Source organism: Pseudoxanthomonas sp. SGT-18 (assembly GCF_003931645.1).
In the GTDB taxonomy this organism is placed as follows: Bacteria; Pseudomonadota; Gammaproteobacteria; order Xanthomonadales; family Xanthomonadaceae; genus Pseudoxanthomonas.
Genome location: NZ_RRYJ01000001.1, coordinates 379,332 through 397,036 on the forward strand (window position 1 = coordinate 379,332; position 17,705 = coordinate 397,036).

Consider the following 17,705-nt stretch of genomic DNA (forward strand, 5'->3'; position numbering starts at 1 on the left):
GCGCCCGGTCAGTAGACCTGGACCAGGGCGTAGCGGGAGGAGGCATCGGCAAACAGCGCATCCCAGCGCTGGTCGCTGGCGACGGCAGCCAGTTCGCGCAGCAGCGCCACCCTGTGCTGCCACAGTTCCGCGCGCGCATCAGCCGCCAACGCGGGGGCGGCCAGCGCGGCATCGACCTCGCCGACCTGCGCCTGCAGCGCCAGGACCAGGGCCAGCTGCGCACCATCGACGGGTCCGTCGACGGACAGTTCGGCCAGCAGCGCCTCCAGCCGGGCGGACTCGGCCTGCAGCTGGTCCAGGGCCACATGCGCCGGGGGGCTGCCCGCGGCGGACGCGCCACCGGCTGCGGCCGGATCGGGGCGGGCGTCGGCGTGCACGCCGACGGCGCCGGCCTGGGCCGCGCGGGCAGGGATCCGCGTGGTGGCGGCTGGGGTCGCGAATTCCTGCGTGGGGCCTGCATGGCGTACCAGCAGCAGCGCCGGCAGCGCGGCCAATGCCGCCGTGCAGGCGGCGATCGCCCAGGACAGCGCGCGGCGCGGGTGCCGCCGCGGGGGCGCCAGGTGCGGTGCAAGCTTCGGCCAGGCATCGGCGGGCGGGGCTTCCAGCGGCAACGCGGCGAATGCCTCGTGCCAGCTGTCGGTGGCGCGGGAAGGGGTGTGCTCGTTCATGCGGGGGACTCCTCGACCTGCAGCAGGGCGCGCAGGCGGCGGGTGCCGCGCGCCAGCTGCGACTTGGAGAAACTCGGGCTGCGCTGCATCAGCGCGGCGATCTCCTCGTGGGTGTGGCCCTCGGCGTGGTACAGCCACAGCACGCTGCGGGTGGCTGCCGGCAGCGCCGCCAGCGCGCGTTGCAGCAGGGCGGCATCGGCCGCCGCCGGCGGCGGTGGCGCGGCGTCCTCCAGGTCGTGGCCGTCCAGCGCCAGTTCCTGGTCCAGGCGGCGGCCGCGGCGCAGCCGCAGCAGCGCTTCGTTGATCGCGATCTGCCGCAACCAGCCCCAGAACGGACCGCTGCCGCGGTAGTCGCCGATCCCGCGCAGCACCTTCAGCATCGTCTCCTGCAACACCTCGCTGGCCTCTTCGCGATCGCCGCACAGGCGCAGGGCGAGGGTGAACACCGGCCGCTCGAACCAGCGGTAGATCTGCTCGAACGCCGCCGGCTCGCCGCGGCGGGCCCGCGCCAGCAGGATGTCGGGCACGGCGATGGCGAAGGCCGAGCGTGGCGCGCCTTCCGCGCGGGTGTCGGCGGCGGCAAGCGCGACGCACGGGACGCCGCCGCCGTCGGGCGCGGGGGACGCCGGGGAGGAGGCCGTGGGTCATCAGTCTTGTGGATGCCTGGGGCGGCGAAAGCGTCGCAGCCCGGTTGCAGGTCGTGACCGGACGGAAGGCCGGCGGTCCGGCGTCGCTCCGTGCCTATACTGGCGCCGGACCAATCGCGGCCTGGATGGCCACAAGGAGCATGGGGATGTTCTCTTCGGGTTTCGTCGCGGCAGTGCTGGCGGTTGCCGGCATCATCGTCCTGTTCAAGACCGTGCGGATGGTGCCGCAGGGTTTCGAGTGGACGGTCGAGCGCTTCGGCAAGTACACACACACGCTCGATCCCGGCCTGCATTTCCTGGTCCCGATCGTCTACGGCATCGGTCGCAAGGTGAACATGATGGAACAGGTGCTGGACGTGCCCAGCCAGGATGTCATCACCAAGGACAACGCCGTGGTCCGGGTCGACGGCGTGGTGTTCTTCCAGGTGCTGGACGCGGCCAAGGCCGCCTACGAGGTGGCCAACCTCGAAGTGGCGATGATCGCCCTGGTCCAGACCAACATCCGTACCGTGATCGGTTCGATGGACCTGGACGAATCGCTGAGCCAGCGCGAGGCGATCAACGCCCAGCTGCTGGGCGTGGTCGACCATGCCACCAACCCGTGGGGCGTCAAGGTCACCCGCATCGAGATCCGCGACATCCAGCCGCCGCGCGACCTGGTCGACGCCATGGCCCGGCAGATGAAGGCCGAGCGCGAGAAGCGCGCGCAGATCCTGGAGGCCGAGGGCCTGCGCCAGGCCGAGATCCTGCGCGCCGACGGCGAGAAGCAGGCGGCGGTCCTGGAGGCCGAGGGCCGCAAGGAGGCGGCGTTCCGCGACGCCGAGGCGCGCGAGCGCCTGGCCGAGGCGGAGGCCAAGGCCACGGCCATGGTGTCCGAGGCCATCGCCAAGGGCGACGTGCAGGCGATCAACTACTTCGTCGCGCAGAAGTACGTCGAGGCCTTCGCCAAGCTGGCCACCGCGCCGAACCAGAAGTTCGTGCTGATGCCGATGGAATCCAGCGGCATCCTCGGCTCGCTGGGTGGCGTGGCCGAGCTGGCGCGCGAGGCGCTGGCCGGCCAGCAACAGGCCAGCGCCGCGCGCCGCAACCCGCCGCCGCTGCGCCCGGGGGCCTGAGCCATGCGCTGGGACGTGACCACCTGGGCGGTGCTGGCGCTGGCGCTGATCGCCGCCGAGACCCTGGCCCCGGGCGCCTTCCTGTTGTGGATGGGGTTTGCCGCCGCGGCGATGTTGCTGCTGGTCCTGCTGTTGCCCGGCCTGCCGCTGCTGGCGCAGGTGGCGCTGTTCGTGGTGCTGAGCTTCCTGTCGATCCGGGTCTACCGGCGCTGGTTCCGCGGCCGCGGGCGGCAGAGCGACCGGCCCCTGCTCAACCGCCGCGCCGAGCAGAACATCGGCCTGGTCGCGCCGCTGGAGCAGGCGATCGTCGCCGGCCGCGGGCGGATCAAGGTCGGCGATGCGTTCTGGACCGTCGAGGGCCCGGACCTGCCGGCCGGGACCCTGGTGCGGGTGGTGGCCGCCGACGGCGCCATCCTCAAGGTGCAGGAAGCCTGAGCACGGCGCCGTCGCGGCGCGCGGCATGACTCCCGGCACCGGCCGCGGCGCCGGCGGGGTAGGGGATAATGGCGCCTTTCCATCTCCGAGAGCGCCATGACCCGCAAGACCGTACTCAACGAAAGCCACCGTGCCCTGGGCGCGAAGATGGTCGACTTCGGCGGCTGGGACATGCCGATCCACTACGGCTCCCAGATCGACGAGCACCACCTGGTGCGCCAGGCCGCCGGCATGTTCGACGTCAGCCACATGACCGTGGTCGACCTGCACGGGGCCCGGGTGCGCCCGTTCCTGCGCCGGCTGCTGGCCAACTCGGTGGACAAGCTCAAGGCCACGGGCAAGGCCCTGTACTCGTGCATGCTCGACGAGCAGGGCGGGGTGATCGACGACCTGATCGCCTACTACCTGGGCGAGGATTACTTCCGCCTGGTGGTCAACGCCGCCACCCGCGAGAAGGACCTGGCGTGGATCAGCCAGCAGGCCGAAGCCTTCGGCGTGGAGGTGCGCGAGCGCGCCGAGCTGGCGATCATCGCCGTGCAGGGCCCGCAGGCGCGCGACAAGGTGATCGGCCTGCTTGCCGAAGCCGACCGCGAGCGCGCCGGCGCGCTGGCCCGCTTCGCCGCGATCGAGGTCGCCTCGGCCTCCGGCATCCCGCTGTTCCTGGCGCGCACCGGCTACACCGGCGAGGACGGTTTCGAGGTGGTGCTGCCGGAGGGGCAGGCGGTCGCGTTCTGGAACGCGCTGCTGGAGGCGGGCGTGCGCCCGGCCGGCCTGGGCGCGCGCGACACCCTGCGCCTTGAGGCAGGCATGAACCTCTACGGCCAGGACATGGACGAATCCACCACGCCGTGGGAGTCGGGCCTGGGCTGGACGGTGGCGCTGGACGAGGGCCGGGACTTCATCGGCCGCGCCGCGCTGGAGGCGCAGAAGGCCGCGGGCGTGCCGCGGCAGCTGGTCGGCTTGGTGATGGACGAGCGCGGCGTGCTACGCCATGGCCAGAAGGTGCTGGCCGCCGGCGGCGAGGGCGAGATCCTCTCCGGCACCTTCTCCCCGACCCTGGGCAAGGCGATCGCGCTGGCGCGCATCCCCGCCGGCGAACCGGGCCAGGTGCGGGTGGACATCCGCGGCCGCGAGGTGCCGGTGCGGGTGGTGAAATTCCCGTTCGTGCGCGAGGGCAAGGCGCAACCAGGCGTGCTGGCCTGATCCGGCGACGGCGGCGACGGTTTACCTCGCGAGGGGCCGTACTTAGACTAGCCGCCGTCCCAACACCCCCTGCGCGAGCGGAGCCACCCCAATGAGCGAGATCCCCGGCGACCTCAAATTCCTCAAGTCCCACGAGTGGGCCCGTGCCGAAGGCAACGGCCGCGTGACCGTGGGTATTTCCGACCACGCGCAGTCGCTGCTGGGCGACCTGGTGTACGTCGAGCTGCCGGAAGTCGGCGCCAGCGTCGAGGCGGGCAACGCCGTGGCGGTGGTGGAGTCGGTCAAGGCCGCCTCGGACGTGTACAGCCCGGTCAGCGGCCGGGTGGCGGAGGTCAACACCACGCTGGCCGACAAGCCGGAGACCATCAACGAGGACGCCTACGGCGAGGGCTGGCTGTTCGTGATCGAGGGCGTGGACGAGGACCAGCTCGCCGAGCTGCTGTCGCCGGACGACTATGCCGAGCTGATCGAGGGCGAAGAGGACTGAACGTCCTCGCCGACCCGCGGCAACGCACGACGCCCGCCTTCCGGCGGGCGTCGTCGTTTCCGGGATGTGGTCGGCGCGCGCGGGCGGTGGCGATGTGGCCGCAGCGACGCGCGCGATGCGCCGGCCAGCGCTCCGGTGCGCGTCGAACGCCGCGCAAGGCTCGCGCAGTTCTGCGCAAATCGGCTTGTGCGACGCGAAAAGGATCGGTTGCGGCGGAAAAAAAATCCGCCTGATGCACGCCGCGCGCGATGCCGGCGCCGCGCTTTCCCGGGGAGCACCGGGCGCGTGCCCGGAAGCGTGTGCGCAGGCGCGCCTCGCAAAAAACCACTTGTTTTTCCGCATCGGTTTGCAAGGCGCGCGATGCGCGCGCGCGCCTTGCCGCACCGGCGGGTGGTCGCCCGAGGCGGGATGCCGCCTCGCGCCGCGCGCGATGGCGGGAGAAAACGCGCGCGCGGGTGTTGACAGTAAAAAAAACCGTGATTAGGTTTCGCCCAGCAGACGCTGCCTGCCGAAGCGAGTGAGTCGAATCAACACCACAACGCGAAGCACAACCCGGGCATCCGCCATGAAATCCCTCCAGGTGGATAGGACCCGCTTCCCCCGAGCAAACGCAGCGCCCCCCCAGATTCCCGCCCGCGCCACTGCATCGCGCGGGCGAAACTGTATCCGTATCGACGTGCCTGGCGCGCCGACGGGTTCCCCGCTGCACGTGCGGCGGGCTTTCGCGACTGGGCGTTAACCCACCGCAAATCACTGACGAGGAGCTACACCATGGCTGTCAAGAAAGCTGCGAAGAAGAAACCCGCCGCCAAGAAGGCGGTGAAGAAGGTCGCCAAGAAGGCCGCCGCCAAGAAGGCCACCGCCAAGAAGACCGCCGCCAAGAAGCCGGCTGCGAAGAAGGTCGCCAAGAAGGCCACCGCGAAGAAGGCCGTCAAGAAGGTCGCGAAGAAGGCCGCCGCCAAGAAGGCGACCAAGAAGGTCGCGAAGAAGGCCACCGCCAAGAAGGCGACCAAGAAGGTCGCGAAGAAGGCCGCGGCGAAGAAGACCGTCAAGAAGGCCGCCAAGAAGACCGCCGCCAGGAAGCCGGCTGCGAAGAAGGCCGCCAAGAAGCCGGCCGCGAAGAAGGCCACCAAGAAGGCCGCCGCGAAGAAGCCGGCCGCCCGCAAGGCCGCCAAGAAGAAGCAGGCCCCGGTTGCGCTGCCGGCCACCCCGGCCCCGCTGATCTGATCAGCCTCCGATTACCGTAGTACCTGAATGACTCCCTCCCCGAAGCCCAGCGGGGAGGGAGTTTTTTTATCCGGGTCGTCCGGTCCTCCGGGGCAGACGTCCTGGCGCGCGCGCGACCGAGGCACGGGTGAGCGGAGTGCATCCGGCCAGCCGGGGCTGGCGATGCATGCGGGCTGGTGGGCAGCCAAGCCGGCAAGAAGGGCCTCGCACTCCGGGGCTGCAGGGGCGCGGCGACGGCCCGCGGGCGTCGCGCTCCAATGGCGCAAGCCCGTCGCGTCGCCACGCGGTGCGCAGTCGCCGCCGGGCTACGCAGACCGGGGCGGCCCGTAACTTCCTGCCAGAGGGGATCCCGGATGCGCCTTCGGCCTGTCCGGGGCTATGCGTCGCCCGCCATGGAGCGCACTTCAAAGGTGCCGCGGGACCGTGCTACGCCGGCCCCGACGTGGTCGCGCCGCTCAGCGCGGCGAGGCGGTGGCGCGCGCGGCGGAGGTGCCGCGGCGCGCGGGCGCAGGCGGGGCCGCCTCGCGGTCCACCATCAGGTTGTCCGAACCGAAGTCGACGTCCACGTCGAGCCAGCGCTTCGGCGGCAGGCCGATGGCCTGGTCGAGGATGGTCGGCAGCAGGCCGGAGGGCAGGCTGCTCTCGCTGTTCCACAGGATCGCCACGCCCAGGTCGCGCCCGGGCAGCAGCGCGACCATGCCGCGGTAGCCCTGCACCGCGCCGGCATGGAACACGACTTCCTCGCCGGCATAGTCGAACACGCGCCAGCCCAGGGCGTAGGCGGCCGAGTTGAGGCGCTCGCGGCGCCAGCCGTAGCGCAGCTCGCCCGGGGTCGGCACCACCGGTGCGTGCAGGGTGGCCAGCAACGGCGCCGGCAACACGTCCGGGCGGTGTCCGGTGTGGGCCAGCAGCCACTGCGCCATGTCGTTGGCACTGGCGTTGACGCCGGCGGCAGGCGGCAGGCGGTAGTAGGTCGGCTTGGGCCGGATCGAGACCCAGCCGTTGCGGCTGCGCACGTGCGGGCGCGCCCAGCGGTGGCTGGACTCGATGCCCGGCAGGCCCAGGCTGGCGTCGCGCATGCCCAGCGGCTCGAAGATGCGCCTCTGCACTTCCTGTTCGTAGAACTTGCCGGTGGCGGCGAAGACCACGTCGCCGACCAGGCTGAAGGCCACGTTCTGGTAGGCGTAGCACTCGCCGGGCGCGCACTGCACCGGCGCCTCGGCCAGCTTCTGCGCGACCTGGTAGTACTCGGCATTGGCCTCGATGTCGCGGTCGTAGGCGTTGTGCGCCTTCAGCCCGACGCTGTGGCTCAGCAGGTCGGTGACGGTGACCCGCCGGGTGTATTCCTCGTCGGCCAGGCGGAAGCCGGGGACGTAGTCGGCCACCTTGCTGTCCCAGCGCAGGCTGCCGTCGTTGACCAGCAGGCCGGCCATGGTGCCGGCGAAGGCCTTGGACAGCGAAGCCAGGCGGAACACGGTGTGGGCGTCGACCGGCTCCGGACGGGCCACGTCGGTGACACCGTAGCCGCGCGCGCTGAGGATGCGGCCCCCCTGGACCAGGGCCATGGCCAGCCCCGGCACGCGCCGGCCTTCCACCAGCTGCTCGGCCATCGCCTCGAACACGGCCACGTCGAAGCCCGCGGCCGGCGGCAGCACGGTGCGGGTAGAGACGTCGCGGTAAGGGAGCGGCTGGGTCGGCGGCGGCGGGTTGGCCGACAGGGTGGGGGTGCGCGCGGTGGACGGGATCGCCAGTCCCAGCATCAGCCCCAGGGTAGCGAGCCTGAGTGCCCGGGGTGCGAGTACGCGGCCCGCTTTGGCGGACCGGGAAGTGCGCCCGTCTCTCATCGCTTCCTACCTGTGATTTACTGCCGCAACCGATTCTAGCGCCGGTTTTCCGGATTGCACAAACAAGGAGAAGATGAATGGGCAGTTTGTTGATCCTGTTGGTAATTCTGGGCCTGGTCGTGGTCGCGGCGCTGTGGGCGGTGGGCATCTACAACGGCCTTGTGAGCGCGCGCAACGCGTGGAAGAACGCCTTCGCCCAGATCGACGTGCAGCTGCAGCGCCGCTTCGACCTGATCCCCAACCTGGTGGAGACGGCCAAGGCCTACATGAGCCATGAGCGGCAGACCCTGGAGGCGGTGATCGCCGCGCGCTCGGCAGCGCAGGCCGGCCTGGCCGCGGCCAAGGCCAACCCGGGCGACGCCGCGGCGATGGCCGAGCTGGCCGCCAGCCAGGGCGCGCTCAACGGGGTGCTGGGGCGGCTGATGGCGGTGGCCGAGGCCTATCCGGACCTGAAGGCCAACCAGAACATGATGCAGCTGTCCGAGGAGCTGACCTCGACCGAGAACCGCGTGGCCTTTGCCCGCCAGGCCTACAACGACGCGGTGATGGCCTACAACAACAAGCGCGAGATGTTCCCCTCCAGCGTGGTCGCCGGGCTGTTCAACTTCGCTCCTGCCGCGCTGCTGGAGCCGCCGGCCGACCGCGCAGCGCAGGTGCGCGAGGCCCCGCGCGTCCAGTTCTGATCGCCCCCGGCAGCATGCCCGTCGGCGGCCCACGCCGCCGCGGGCGCCGGGCCTCGACCAGGGAACGTCGACGATGAACTTCTTCGAACACCAGGAACGCGCGCGCCGCGGCTCGTTCCGGCTGGTGCTGCTGTTCGCGCTGGCCGTGGTCTGCATCGTGCTGGCGGTGGACGCGGCGGTGCTGCTGTTCACCGGCAGCACCGGCGCCGCGCTGGCGGCCACGGTCCTCACCCTGGCGGTGATCGGGCTGGGCTCGCTGTACCGGATCGCCTCGCTGCGTGGCGGCGGTGCCGCCATCGCCGCGCAGATGGGCGGCACCTGGGTGCCGGAGGACACCCTCGACCCGCAGCTGCGCCGGCTGCGCAACGTGGTCGAGGAAGTGGCCATCGCCTCCGGCGTGCCGGTGCCGCGCCTGTTCGTGCTGGAACAGGAAACCGGCATCAACGCCTTCGCCGCCGGCTACAGCCCCTCCGACGCGGCGATCGCGGTCACCCGCGGCGCGCTGGAGCGGCTCAACCGCGACGAGCTGCAGGGCGTGATCGCGCACGAGTTCAGCCACGTGCTCAACGGCGACATGCGCCTGAACATCCGCCTGGTGGGCGTGCTGTTCGGGATCATGATGCTGTCCCTGATCGGCCAGCGGATCCTGTTCCACGGGCGGCTGGGCCGCAGCCGGGACGGGCTGCCGCTGGTCCTGGCGGCGCTGGTGACGGTGGTGGTGGGCAGCATCGGCGTGTTCTTCGGCCGCCTGATCAAGGCCGGCATCAGCCGCCAGCGCGAATACCTGGCCGATGCCTCGGCGGTGCAGTTCACCCGCCAGACCAGCGGCCTGGCCGGCGCGCTGAAGAAGATCGGCGGCCTGCGCGAAGGCTCGCACCTGGCCGACCGCGCCGAGGCCGAGGAGATCGGGCACATGCTGTTCGGCCAGGGCATGGCGCTGTCCTCGCTGATGGCCACGCACCCGCCCCTGGTCGAACGCATCCGCCGGCTGGAACCGTCGTTCGACCCGCAGCAGCTGCGCCAGCTGCAGGCGCGCTGGCACGCCGCCCCGCCCGATGGCCTGGCCGAGGACCTGGCCCTGGGGCTGGCCGCGCGTGATGCGGTGCCGGGCCTGCCGCCGCCGCTGCCGCCGCGCGACGCGCGGATGGCGGTGGCGCCGGCCGCGGTCTCCGGGCAGGTCGCGGCGCCGGCCGAGGACGACTACCGCCAGGCACACGGGCTGGTGGAGAACCTGGATCCGGAACTGCGGGCACTGGCGCGCCAGCGCGAGGCGGCGATGCCGCTGCTGCTGGCCCTGGTGCTGGACGCGGACGCCGCGGTCGCCGCGCGCCAGCTGCAGGAGGTGGCCGCGCGCTGCGGCGAGGCCGTGGCCGCGCGCACCCGCCAGCTGCGCCAGGAGCGCCTGCAGGCGCTGCACCCGGCACTGCGCCTGCCGCTGGCGGCGCTGGCCTTCCCGGTGTTGCGCCAGCAGCCGCGGCCGCAGCTGGATGCCTTCCTCGGCGCGGTCGAGGCGATGGTGCACGCCGACGGCCGGGTCTCGGTGTTCGAGTACTGCCTGTCGCGGTTGCTGCAGGTGCAGGTGCGCGAGGCGCTGGATCCCTCGCGCCACGCGCGCTTCGGCCGCAACAAGGCGCCCGGCGTGCGCCGCGAGTTCGCCACCCTGCTGGCGGTGCTGGCCCAGGCCGGGCACCCGGGCGACCCGGAGGGCGCGCGCCGCGCCTACCTGGCCGGATTGCAGCGGGTGCTGCCGCGCGACCACCTGCCGTACGCGCCGCCGGCGCAGGGCGTGCAGGCGCTGGACACGGTGTGGGAGCCACTGGATGCGCTGGCGCCGCCGGCCAAGCAGGTGCTGGTCGAAGCGCTGGTCGATGCGGTCTCGCACGACGGCAAGGTCAGCGTGGCCGAGGCCGAGCTGCTGCGCACGGTATGCGGGGTCCTGCATTGCCCGCTGCCGGCGCTGCTGTCGCGCTGAAGCGCACCCGCGCCGCCGGCGACGGGGTGCGTGGTTGCAGGCTCAGGCGGCGCGGCCGCGCAGCAGGTCGGCGGCGCGCTCGGCGATCATGACCACCGGCGCATTGGTATTGCCGCCGGGCAGTTCCGGCATCACCGACGCGTCGACCACGCGCAGGCCGTCGATGCCGCGCACCCGCAGCTGCGGGTCCACCACCGCCTGCGCATCGCTGCCCATGCGGCAGGTGCCGGCCGGGTGGTAGATGGTCTCGGCCTTGGCGCGCACGAATTCCTCCAGCCCGGCATCGGACAGGTCGGTGCGCTGCGGGTGGATGGGGGCGCCCAGGTAGCGCGCCAGCGCCGGCTGCGACAGCAGCCGGCGCGACAGCTTCGCGCACTCGACCATCACCTTCAGGTCGAAGCCTTCCGGATCGGACAGGTAGCCTGCGTGGATCCTCGCCGGGCTGCGCGGATCGGCATCGCGCAACGCGATCCGGCCGCGGCTGCGCGGACGCAGGAAGCAGGCATGCACGGTCAGGCCGTCGCCGGCCAGGCGGTTGCGGCCGTGGTCGTCGAGCATGGCCGGCACGAAGTGGAACTGCACGTCGGGACGTGCGTCGGTGGCCAGCACCGAGCGCACGAAGCCGCCGGCCTCGGCGATGTTGCTGGTGCCGGCGCCGCGGCGACCGCGCAGGAAGTAGTCGAAGGCGATCTTCAGCTCGCTGGCGCGGTCGTAGCTCAGCCCCGGCGGGCAGTGGTGGAGGGTGCAGATGTCCAGGTGGTCCTGCAGGTTGGCGCCGACCCCGGGCAGGTCGGCCAGCACCGGGATGCCGAGCGCGCGCAGCTCGTGCGCCGGGCCGATGCCGGACAGCATCAGCAGCTGCGGCGAGTTGACCGCGCCGGCGCTGAGCAGCACTTCGCCTCCGGCTTCGGCACGGTGCGCGTGCGTGCCGGTCCGGTACTCGACCGCGCAGGCGCGTCCGTTCCGGACCACGATCCGGGTCACCAGCGCGCCGGTGGCGATTTCGAGGTTGGGCCGCGCCCGCGCCGGGGCCAGGTAGGCGGCCGCGGTGGAACAGCGCGCGCCGTCGCGCTGGGTGACCTGGTAGAAGCCGAAGCCTTCCTGCGAGGGGCCGTTGAAATCGTCGTTGCGCGGCCAGCCGGCCTGCACCCCGGCCTCGACGAAGGCCTCCGACAGCGGATTGCGGTGGCGCAGGTCGGACACCGCCAGCGGGCCGTCGGCGCCGTGCAGCGGCCCGGTGCCGCGCGCGTTGCCCTCGGCGCGCAGGAAGTACGGCAGTACCGCTTCCCAGTGCCAGCCCTCGGCGCCGGCCGCGGCCCAGGCGTCGTAGTCGCCGGGCACGCCGCGGGTGTAGCACATGGCGTTGATCGAGCTGCAGCCGCCCAGCACCTTGCCACGCGGCCACCACAGCCGGCGTCCGTGCAGCTGCGGCTCCGGCTCGGTGCTGTAATCCCAGTTGATGCTGCGCTGGTTGACCAGCCGGCCGAGGCCGGCGGGCATGTGGATGAAGGGGTGCCAGTCGCGCGGGCCGGCCTCCAGCAGCAGCACCCGGCAACCCGGGTCCTCGCTCAGCCGCGCGGCCAGCACGCAGCCGGCCGAACCGGCGCCGATGATCACGTAGTCGTACATGCGTTCCCCTGTTCCGCCGCGTGGCGTGGGTGAATGCTGGCGGTGGCCCCGGCGGCGCGCAACCCGGCTCCGGCCTGGGAGGGGCCGGGATCACCCTCTCCGTGGGAGGCGGCGCGCTTCCCTCTCCCGGTGCGAAGCGGGCTGCCGCTGGCGGCATTGCCCGGCATCGGCTAACTTGCGCGCCTTACGGCCGTCCCCCAGGCCGGCAGCCCAGGACGCATGACCCGAACCACCGACGCTCCGACCCGCCGCCGCGGCCTGCGGCAGGTGCTGGACCAGCTCGGGGTGGATTCGCCGGCCCTGTGGTGGTCGCTGCTGTATTTCTTCTGCCTGCTCACCGGCTACTACGTGCTGCGCCCGGTGCGCGAGGCGATGGCCGCCTCCAGCGACATCGAGGCGATCTTCCCGACGGCCATGATCGGGTTCTTCGCCCGGCGCGGCGTGTCCCTGGGCGAGTTCGCGCTGCAGGTGATCTTCACCTCGGTGTTCCTGATCATGCTGGTGCTGCAGCCGGTGTACGGCTGGCTGGTCAGCCGCTTCCCGCGGCGGGTGTTCCTGCCGGTCATCTACGGCTTCTTCATCCTCACCCTGCTGCTGTTCTATGCGATGTTCGACAGCGGCATGCCCGGGCGCGGGCTGGCCTTCATCCTCTGGATCACGGTGTTCAACCTGTTCGCGGTGGCCGTGTTCTGGAGCTTCATGGCCGACGTGTTCGACAACGTCCAGGCGCGCGCCTGCTACGGCTACATCGGCGCGGCCGGCACCGTCGGCGCCTTCCTCGGTCCGCTGCTGACCAAGGCCCTGGTGACCCGGCTCGGGGTGGCCAACATGATGCTGGTTTCGGCGGTCATGCTGGCGCTGTGCGTGGTCTGCCTGTTGCGCCTGCGGCACTACGCCGTGCGCCGCGAGCGCGCGCGCAAGCTGGCCAGCGGCGAGCAGCCGATGGGCGGCGAGGTCCTGGCCGGGCTCAAGCTGATCGCGCGCGAGCCGCTGCTGCGCTGGCTGGCGCTGATGGTGGTCATGGGCGTGGGCGTGGGCACCCTGCTGTACAACGAGCAGAACGCGATCGCCCGCGCCGCCTTCAGCAGCGCCGAGCAGCGCGCCGACTACTTCGCCACCCTGGACCTGGCGGTCAATACCCTGACCCTGGTAGTGCAGCTGCTGCTGACCCGGCGGATCCTGTCGCGCTTCGGCATCGCTCCCGCGCTGCTGATCCCCGGCTTCGCCATCATCCTCGGCTTCTCGCTGCTGGCCGCCTCGCCGCTGCCGCTGCTGGTGGCGGTGGTGCAGGTGGTGACCCGCGCCAGCGAGTTCTCCCTGGCCAAGCCGGCGCGCGAGACGATCTATACCCGCGTCGGCCGCGAGTGGCGCTACAAGGCCGGCGCGGCGATCGACACGGTGATCTACCGCGGCGGCGACCTGACCTTCGTCTGGCTGCACAAGCTGCTGTCGGCCTTCGGCTCCAGCATGGTGTTCGGCGCGGGCCTGCTGGTGGCCGGCACCATGACCGTGGGCGCGTGGCGCCTGCTGCGCGAGGAGCGCAAGCTGCCGGCCGAGCGCGGGGGATGAGGCCGGCGGCGTCGCCGGCGCCGTCCCCGTACCGTCGTCCAGGCGTACGCCGGGATCCAGAGCACTTGCGCAGCGCCGGTGACCCGCGTGCCCCGGGCGCGCTCTGCTTGCCCGGGCTATGCGGCTAGCGCGGTGGGCGCGGCGAGACCCACATGCTGATGCGGGCGCGGAACACGGCCTCGCCGGCGCTGTTGCGCGCCTCGACCCGCACCGGCAGGTCGTAGCCGGTCGTGGCCGCGACCAGCGGCGCTTCCGGCGTGGCCACGGCGTGGATGGTGCCGGCCGCCTTCTTCAGGTATTCCACCTGCATGCCGCGCGGGATCCAGCGCATGGATGGCGGCAGGCTGGCGTCGGTCATCAGCCCGGCGACCAGCTCGGCCAGGTTGCACAGGGCGATCGCGTGCACCGTGCCGATGTGGTTGGTGACCTTGCGCCGGTGGCGGATGCGGCCCTCGCAGCGGCCCGGTTCCAGCGCGGTGATGCGCGGGGCAATGCTGGCGAAGTAGGGCGCCTTGAGGCACACGGCGCGGGAGAACAGCCACTGGCCGGCGGGCCAGGCCTGCATGCGCCGGTACAGGCGCAACAGCGGGGTCTGGGACATGTCGCTTCCTCCATTGGCGGATGCCGGATACGAAGACGGCGGGCACAGGGCCCGCCGTCCTCGTCTTGCCTTGCCGGTCAGGCGGCGGCCTTGGGCCGGCCGTCGTTGCCGTAGCGGTCGTAGAAGCTGGCCGCGCGCAGCTCGTGGACGTCGAAGTCGTCCACGGTGATGGTGTCCAGGGTGATCTGGCGCAGCTCTTCCAGCAGCTTGCGCTCCTCGGCGGTGATCACGCCCTCGGCCACGGCCTCGTCGAGCTGGGCGTTGAAGTCCAGCGCCTCGATGCCCTTGGTCTTGAGCGCCTTGAGGAACTTGCGCTCCACCGGCTCGGCCTGCACGGCCTTGGCCAGGTAGCTGTCGATGCGGCCGCCGGGGTTGTTCTCGCACGGGGTCAGGAACACGCCCTGGCCCAGGCGGTCGCGCGCCTCGTTCGGGGTCATCAGCAGCGAGGCCACGCGGTGGTTCAGGCGGTCGCCGGGGGCCTCGGCGCGGCGGCCCAGCGGGAACACCAGCGCCCACAGCAGCCAGCCCACCGGGCGGATCGGGAAGTTGCGCAGCGCGTCCGACAGCGCCTTCTCGATCACGTGGAAGCTGTTGTACATGCTCCACGCCAGCAGCGGCTTGTCCGCTTCCGGGGTGCCCTCGTCGTGGTAGCGCTTGAGCACGGCGCCGGCCATGTACAGGTGGCTCAGCACGTCGCCCAGGCGGCCGGACAGGGATTCCTTGAACTTCAGCTTGCCGCCCAACAGCAGCATCGACACGTCGGTCATCAGCGCCAGGTTGGCCGAGTAGCGGTCGAGCTTGCGGAAGAACGGGCGGGTGTAGGCGTTGCCCGGCACGCTGCCGAACTGCGAGCCGGTCAGGCCCAGCCAGAACGAACGCACCGCGTTGGAGAAGCCGAAGCGGACGTGCCCGGCCAGGCTCTCGTCAAAGCTGGCGACGGCGGCCTTGCGATCCTTCTCCTGGGCGGCCTTCATCTCCTTCATGACCCACGGATGGCACAGGATCGCGCCCTGGCCGAAGATCAGCAGGCTGCGGGTCATGATGTTGGCGCCTTCGACCGTGATGCTGATCGGGGCGGCCTGCCAGTTGCGGCCGGCGAAGTTGCGCGGGCCGAGGATGATGCCCTTGCCGCCGATCACGTCCATGGTGTCGGAGATGACCTCGCGGCCCATGCTGGTGCAGTGGTACTTGGCGATCGCCGACGGCACCGAGGGCACGTCGCCGCGGTCGACCGCCGCGGCGGTGGCCTGCGACAGCGCGCTGACGGTGTAGGCCTTGCCGCCGATGCGGGCCAGCGCTTCCTCCACGCCCTCGAAGCGGCCGACGGACAGGCCGAACTGCTTGCGGATGCGGGCGTAGGCACCGGTGACGCGGGCGCCGAACTTGGCGCCGCCGGAGGCGGTGGACGGCAGGGTGATCGAGCGGCCCACGGCCAGGCACTCGTTGAGCATGTTCCAGCCCTTGCCGGCCATCTCGGCGCCACCGATCAGCTGGCTCAGCGGGATGAACACGTCCTTGCCGCGGATCGGGCCGTTCTGGAACGGCGAGTTCAGCGGGAAGTGGCGGCGGCCGATCTCGACCCCGGGGGTGTCACGCGGCACCAGCGCCAGGGTGATGCCGATGTCCTTGGTCTGCCCGATCAGGCCGTCCGGGTCGTACATGCGGAACGCCAGGCCGATCAGGGTGGCGACAGGGGCCAGGGTGATGTAGCGCTTGTCGAAGGTCAGGCGCACGCCCAGCACTTCCTGGCCCTGCCAGGTGCCCTTGCAGACGATGCCGTAGTCGGGGATGGAGGTGGCGTCGGAGCCGGCGAACGGGCCGGTCAGGCCGAAGCACGGCACTTCCTCGCCCACCGCCAGGCGCGGCAGGTAGTAATCCTTCTGCTCCTTGGTGCCGTAGTGGTTGAGCAGCTCGCCCGGGCCCAGCGAGTTGGGCACGCCGACGGTGGAGCTGACCACCGAGGAGATCGAGGCGATCTTCTGGATGACCTTGTGGTGCGCCAGCGCGGAGAAGCCCAGGCCGCCGTACTCCTTCGGGATGATCATGCCGAAGAACTTGTTCTTCTTGATGAACTCCCATATCTCCGGCGGCAGGTCCGCGTGGACGTGGGTCAGTTCCCAGTCGTTGATCATCTTGCACAGCTCTTCCACCGGGCCGTCGAGGAAGGCCTGCTCCTCGGCGGTGAGCTGCGGCTTGGGATAGGCGAGCAGCTTCTGCCAGTCCGGGTCGCCGGTGAACAGCTCGCCCTCGAAGCCGACCGAGCCGGTCTCCAGGGCGATGCGCTCGGTCTGCGACAGCGGCGGCAGGATCTTGCGGAACACGTTCAGCAGCGGGGCCACGATCAGCGGCTTGCGGATGAACGGCAGCAGCAGCGGCACGGCGATTACCGCGGTGATGATCGCCAGCACCAGGGTGGTGGTCTGGTGCGCGCCCAGCCACCAGCAGGCGGCCAGGGCGATGGCCTGCAGCACGGCCCAGGTTATCAGGCGCATGCGGTGGTAGGCGGCGAACCCGCTGATCAGCAGGAAGGCCAGGATTGGCGCGGCAATGCTCATGGTAAAGCTCCGTTGACGGACGCTGGATCGGAGGGCGCGGCGCAACGGCCGGTGTGCCCCGTACCGTCCAGTTCGCCCAGGTAGTCCAGCAGGGTGGCGGTAAAACGGTCGTTGTCGTCGCCGGCAAGCATATGCGTGGCGCCGGCGATGCGGACATGGCGCGCGTGCGGCACCAGTCCGAGGAACTCGTCGACGGTGGCGTCGGACACCAGGTCGCTGCGGCCGCCGCTCAGCAGCAGCAGCGGGCAGCGTACCGCACGGGCGGCCGCGGACAGTTCGTCCTGGTGGCGCTCGCCGTCGCGTGCCAGCTCGTCCACCAGGCGGCGGTCCCAGTGCCACTGCCAGCGGCCGTCGGCGCCCTGGCGCAGCACCTCGCGCAGGGCTGCCTCGCTCTTGCGCGCGCGCCCGGGCAGGTAGGCGGCGATCGCGTCGGCGGCCTCGTCCAGCGAGGCGAAGCCTTCCGGGAAGGCGCCGATGAAGCCGAGGATGCGCTGCATGCCGGCCGCTTCCCAGCGCGGGGTGATGTCGACCAGCACCATGGCGCGGAACAGGCCCGGCCAGCGTGCCTCGGCGGCCAGCCCGAACAGGCCGCCCATCGAGGCGGCCACCAGCACCGGCGGCTGCGGCAGCTCGCCGGCGACCACGATCAGGTCGTCGATGAACTGCTGCGCGGCATAGGCCAGGTCCGGCGGATTGCGGTCCGAGCCGCCATGGCCGCGGGCGTCGTAGGCCAGGGCGCGGTAACCCCGCTGCGCGACGCGCCCTGCGCTGGCGCTCCAGGCGCGGCGGGTCTGGCCGAAGCCGTGCGCGAACAGCACTGCCGGCGCATGGCAGTCGCCATGGCAGGTGGCAGCCAGTTCCAGGCCGGCGCCGGACAGGCGCAGCTCGTGGCTGCCGGGGGCAGGGGTCGGGGGAAATACCATACCCAATGGTATGGATGCGTTTCACGCAAAGTCAATACGAAGGCGTATGGCAGTGCAGCATGCACCGTATGGTGCCGGCGGTGGCGCTGCAAATCCCTGTCAGGCCTCGGTTTCCGCGGAAACGGCATACTGCAACGCACCTCGCCG

15 protein-coding genes and 1 pseudogene are annotated in these 17,705 nt (G+C 71.4%); 9 read left to right on the forward strand and 7 right to left on the reverse strand.

The annotated features are described in order from the left end of the window. Window positions 1–8: 8 nt before the first annotated feature. Window positions 9–668, reverse strand: coding sequence for a hypothetical protein (locus tag EIM47_RS01730; RefSeq protein WP_028914600.1), 660 nt, complete (start codon window positions 666–668; stop codon window positions 9–11). Then, complete coding sequence (locus tag EIM47_RS01735; RefSeq protein ID WP_240626128.1) at window positions 665–1,195, reverse strand: sigma-70 family RNA polymerase sigma factor; 531 nt, start codon at window positions 1,193–1,195, stop codon at window positions 665–667. Before EIM47_RS01735 ends, EIM47_RS01730 begins: the two co-directional genes overlap by 4 nt. Before the next feature lie 266 nt (window positions 1,196–1,461). Between EIM47_RS01735 and EIM47_RS01740 the strand changes: the two genes are divergently transcribed. The 6 genes from EIM47_RS01740 to EIM47_RS01765 all read left to right on the forward strand — a co-directional run bounded on the left by EIM47_RS01740 (window position 1,462) and on the right by EIM47_RS01765 (window position 5,782). Then, window positions 1,462–2,430 (forward strand): SPFH domain-containing protein, encoded by a 969-nt coding sequence (locus EIM47_RS01740; RefSeq protein ID WP_125075894.1) that lies wholly within the window; start codon window positions 1,462–1,464, stop codon window positions 2,428–2,430. A gap of 3 nt (window positions 2,431–2,433) precedes the next feature. Further along, on the forward strand, window positions 2,434–2,865 hold the full coding sequence (locus EIM47_RS01745) for an NfeD family protein (protein ID WP_125075895.1): 432 nt from the start codon (window positions 2,434–2,436) through the stop codon (window positions 2,863–2,865). 96 nt (window positions 2,866–2,961) lie between these two features. Then, on the forward strand, window positions 2,962–4,068 hold the full coding sequence (gene gcvT, locus EIM47_RS01750) for a glycine cleavage system aminomethyltransferase GcvT (RefSeq protein WP_019397516.1): 1,107 nt from the start codon (window positions 2,962–2,964) through the stop codon (window positions 4,066–4,068). A gap of 91 nt (window positions 4,069–4,159) precedes the next feature. Then, window positions 4,160–4,555 carry a glycine cleavage system protein GcvH gene (gene gcvH, locus EIM47_RS01755; RefSeq protein ID WP_125075896.1) on the forward strand — a complete coding sequence of 132 codons (396 nt, stop codon included), beginning with the start codon at window positions 4,160–4,162 and terminating at the stop codon, window positions 4,553–4,555. A gap of 64 nt (window positions 4,556–4,619) precedes the next feature. Next, a complete protein-coding gene (locus EIM47_RS01760; protein WP_125075897.1) occupies window positions 4,620–5,039 on the forward strand; it encodes a hypothetical protein in 420 nt (139 codons plus the stop codon). A 287-nt stretch (window positions 5,040–5,326) separates the two neighbouring features. After that, window positions 5,327–5,782, forward strand: coding sequence for a histone H1-like repetitive region-containing protein (locus EIM47_RS01765; protein WP_028914603.1), 456 nt, complete (start codon window positions 5,327–5,329; stop codon window positions 5,780–5,782). A 455-nt stretch (window positions 5,783–6,237) separates the two neighbouring features. Here EIM47_RS01765 and EIM47_RS01770 read toward each other — a convergent pair whose 3' ends face one another. Further along, a complete protein-coding gene (locus EIM47_RS01770; protein WP_125075898.1) occupies window positions 6,238–7,542 on the reverse strand; it encodes a serine hydrolase domain-containing protein in 1,305 nt (434 codons plus the stop codon). Window positions 7,543–7,703: 161 nt separating this feature from the next. Here EIM47_RS01770 and EIM47_RS01775 point away from each other — a divergent pair, with 161 nt between their 5' ends. Then, window positions 7,704–8,309, forward strand: a complete 606-nt coding sequence (locus EIM47_RS01775; RefSeq protein WP_026010270.1) for a LemA family protein — start codon at window positions 7,704–7,706, stop codon at window positions 8,307–8,309. 73 nt (window positions 8,310–8,382) lie between these two features. After that, window positions 8,383–10,281 (forward strand): M48 family metallopeptidase, encoded by a 1,899-nt coding sequence (locus EIM47_RS16075; protein WP_125075899.1) that lies wholly within the window; start codon window positions 8,383–8,385, stop codon window positions 10,279–10,281. A 42-nt stretch (window positions 10,282–10,323) separates the two neighbouring features. Here the strand turns inward: EIM47_RS16075 and EIM47_RS01785 are convergent, their stop codons facing one another. Beyond that, on the reverse strand, window positions 10,324–11,910 hold the full coding sequence (locus EIM47_RS01785; protein ID WP_125075900.1) for a choline dehydrogenase: 1,587 nt from the start codon (window positions 11,908–11,910) through the stop codon (window positions 10,324–10,326). Between the two features lie 219 nt (window positions 11,911–12,129). Here EIM47_RS01785 and EIM47_RS01790 point away from each other — a divergent pair, with 219 nt between their 5' ends. Continuing rightward, window positions 12,130–13,479: an MFS transporter gene (locus EIM47_RS01790; RefSeq protein ID WP_233581612.1), complete on the forward strand. Its 1,350-nt coding sequence runs from the start codon at window positions 12,130–12,132 to the stop codon at window positions 13,477–13,479. Window positions 13,480–13,603: 124 nt separating this feature from the next. Here EIM47_RS01790 and EIM47_RS01795 read toward each other — a convergent pair whose 3' ends face one another. The 3 genes and pseudogenes from EIM47_RS01795 to EIM47_RS01805 all read right to left on the reverse strand — a co-directional run. Continuing rightward, entirely contained in the window at window positions 13,604–14,080 is a 477-nt protein-coding gene (locus tag EIM47_RS01795) for a hotdog fold domain-containing protein (RefSeq protein ID WP_019397508.1), read from the reverse strand. Window positions 14,081–14,157: 77 nt separating this feature from the next. Then, window positions 14,158–16,635, reverse strand: coding sequence for an acyl-CoA dehydrogenase (locus EIM47_RS01800; RefSeq protein WP_125075901.1), 2,478 nt, complete (start codon window positions 16,633–16,635; stop codon window positions 14,158–14,160). Between the two features lie 80 nt (window positions 16,636–16,715). Further along, window positions 16,716–17,558, reverse strand: a pseudogene (locus tag EIM47_RS01805) (alpha/beta hydrolase); the annotation flags it as partial. Window positions 17,559–17,705: the final 147 nt, after the last annotated feature.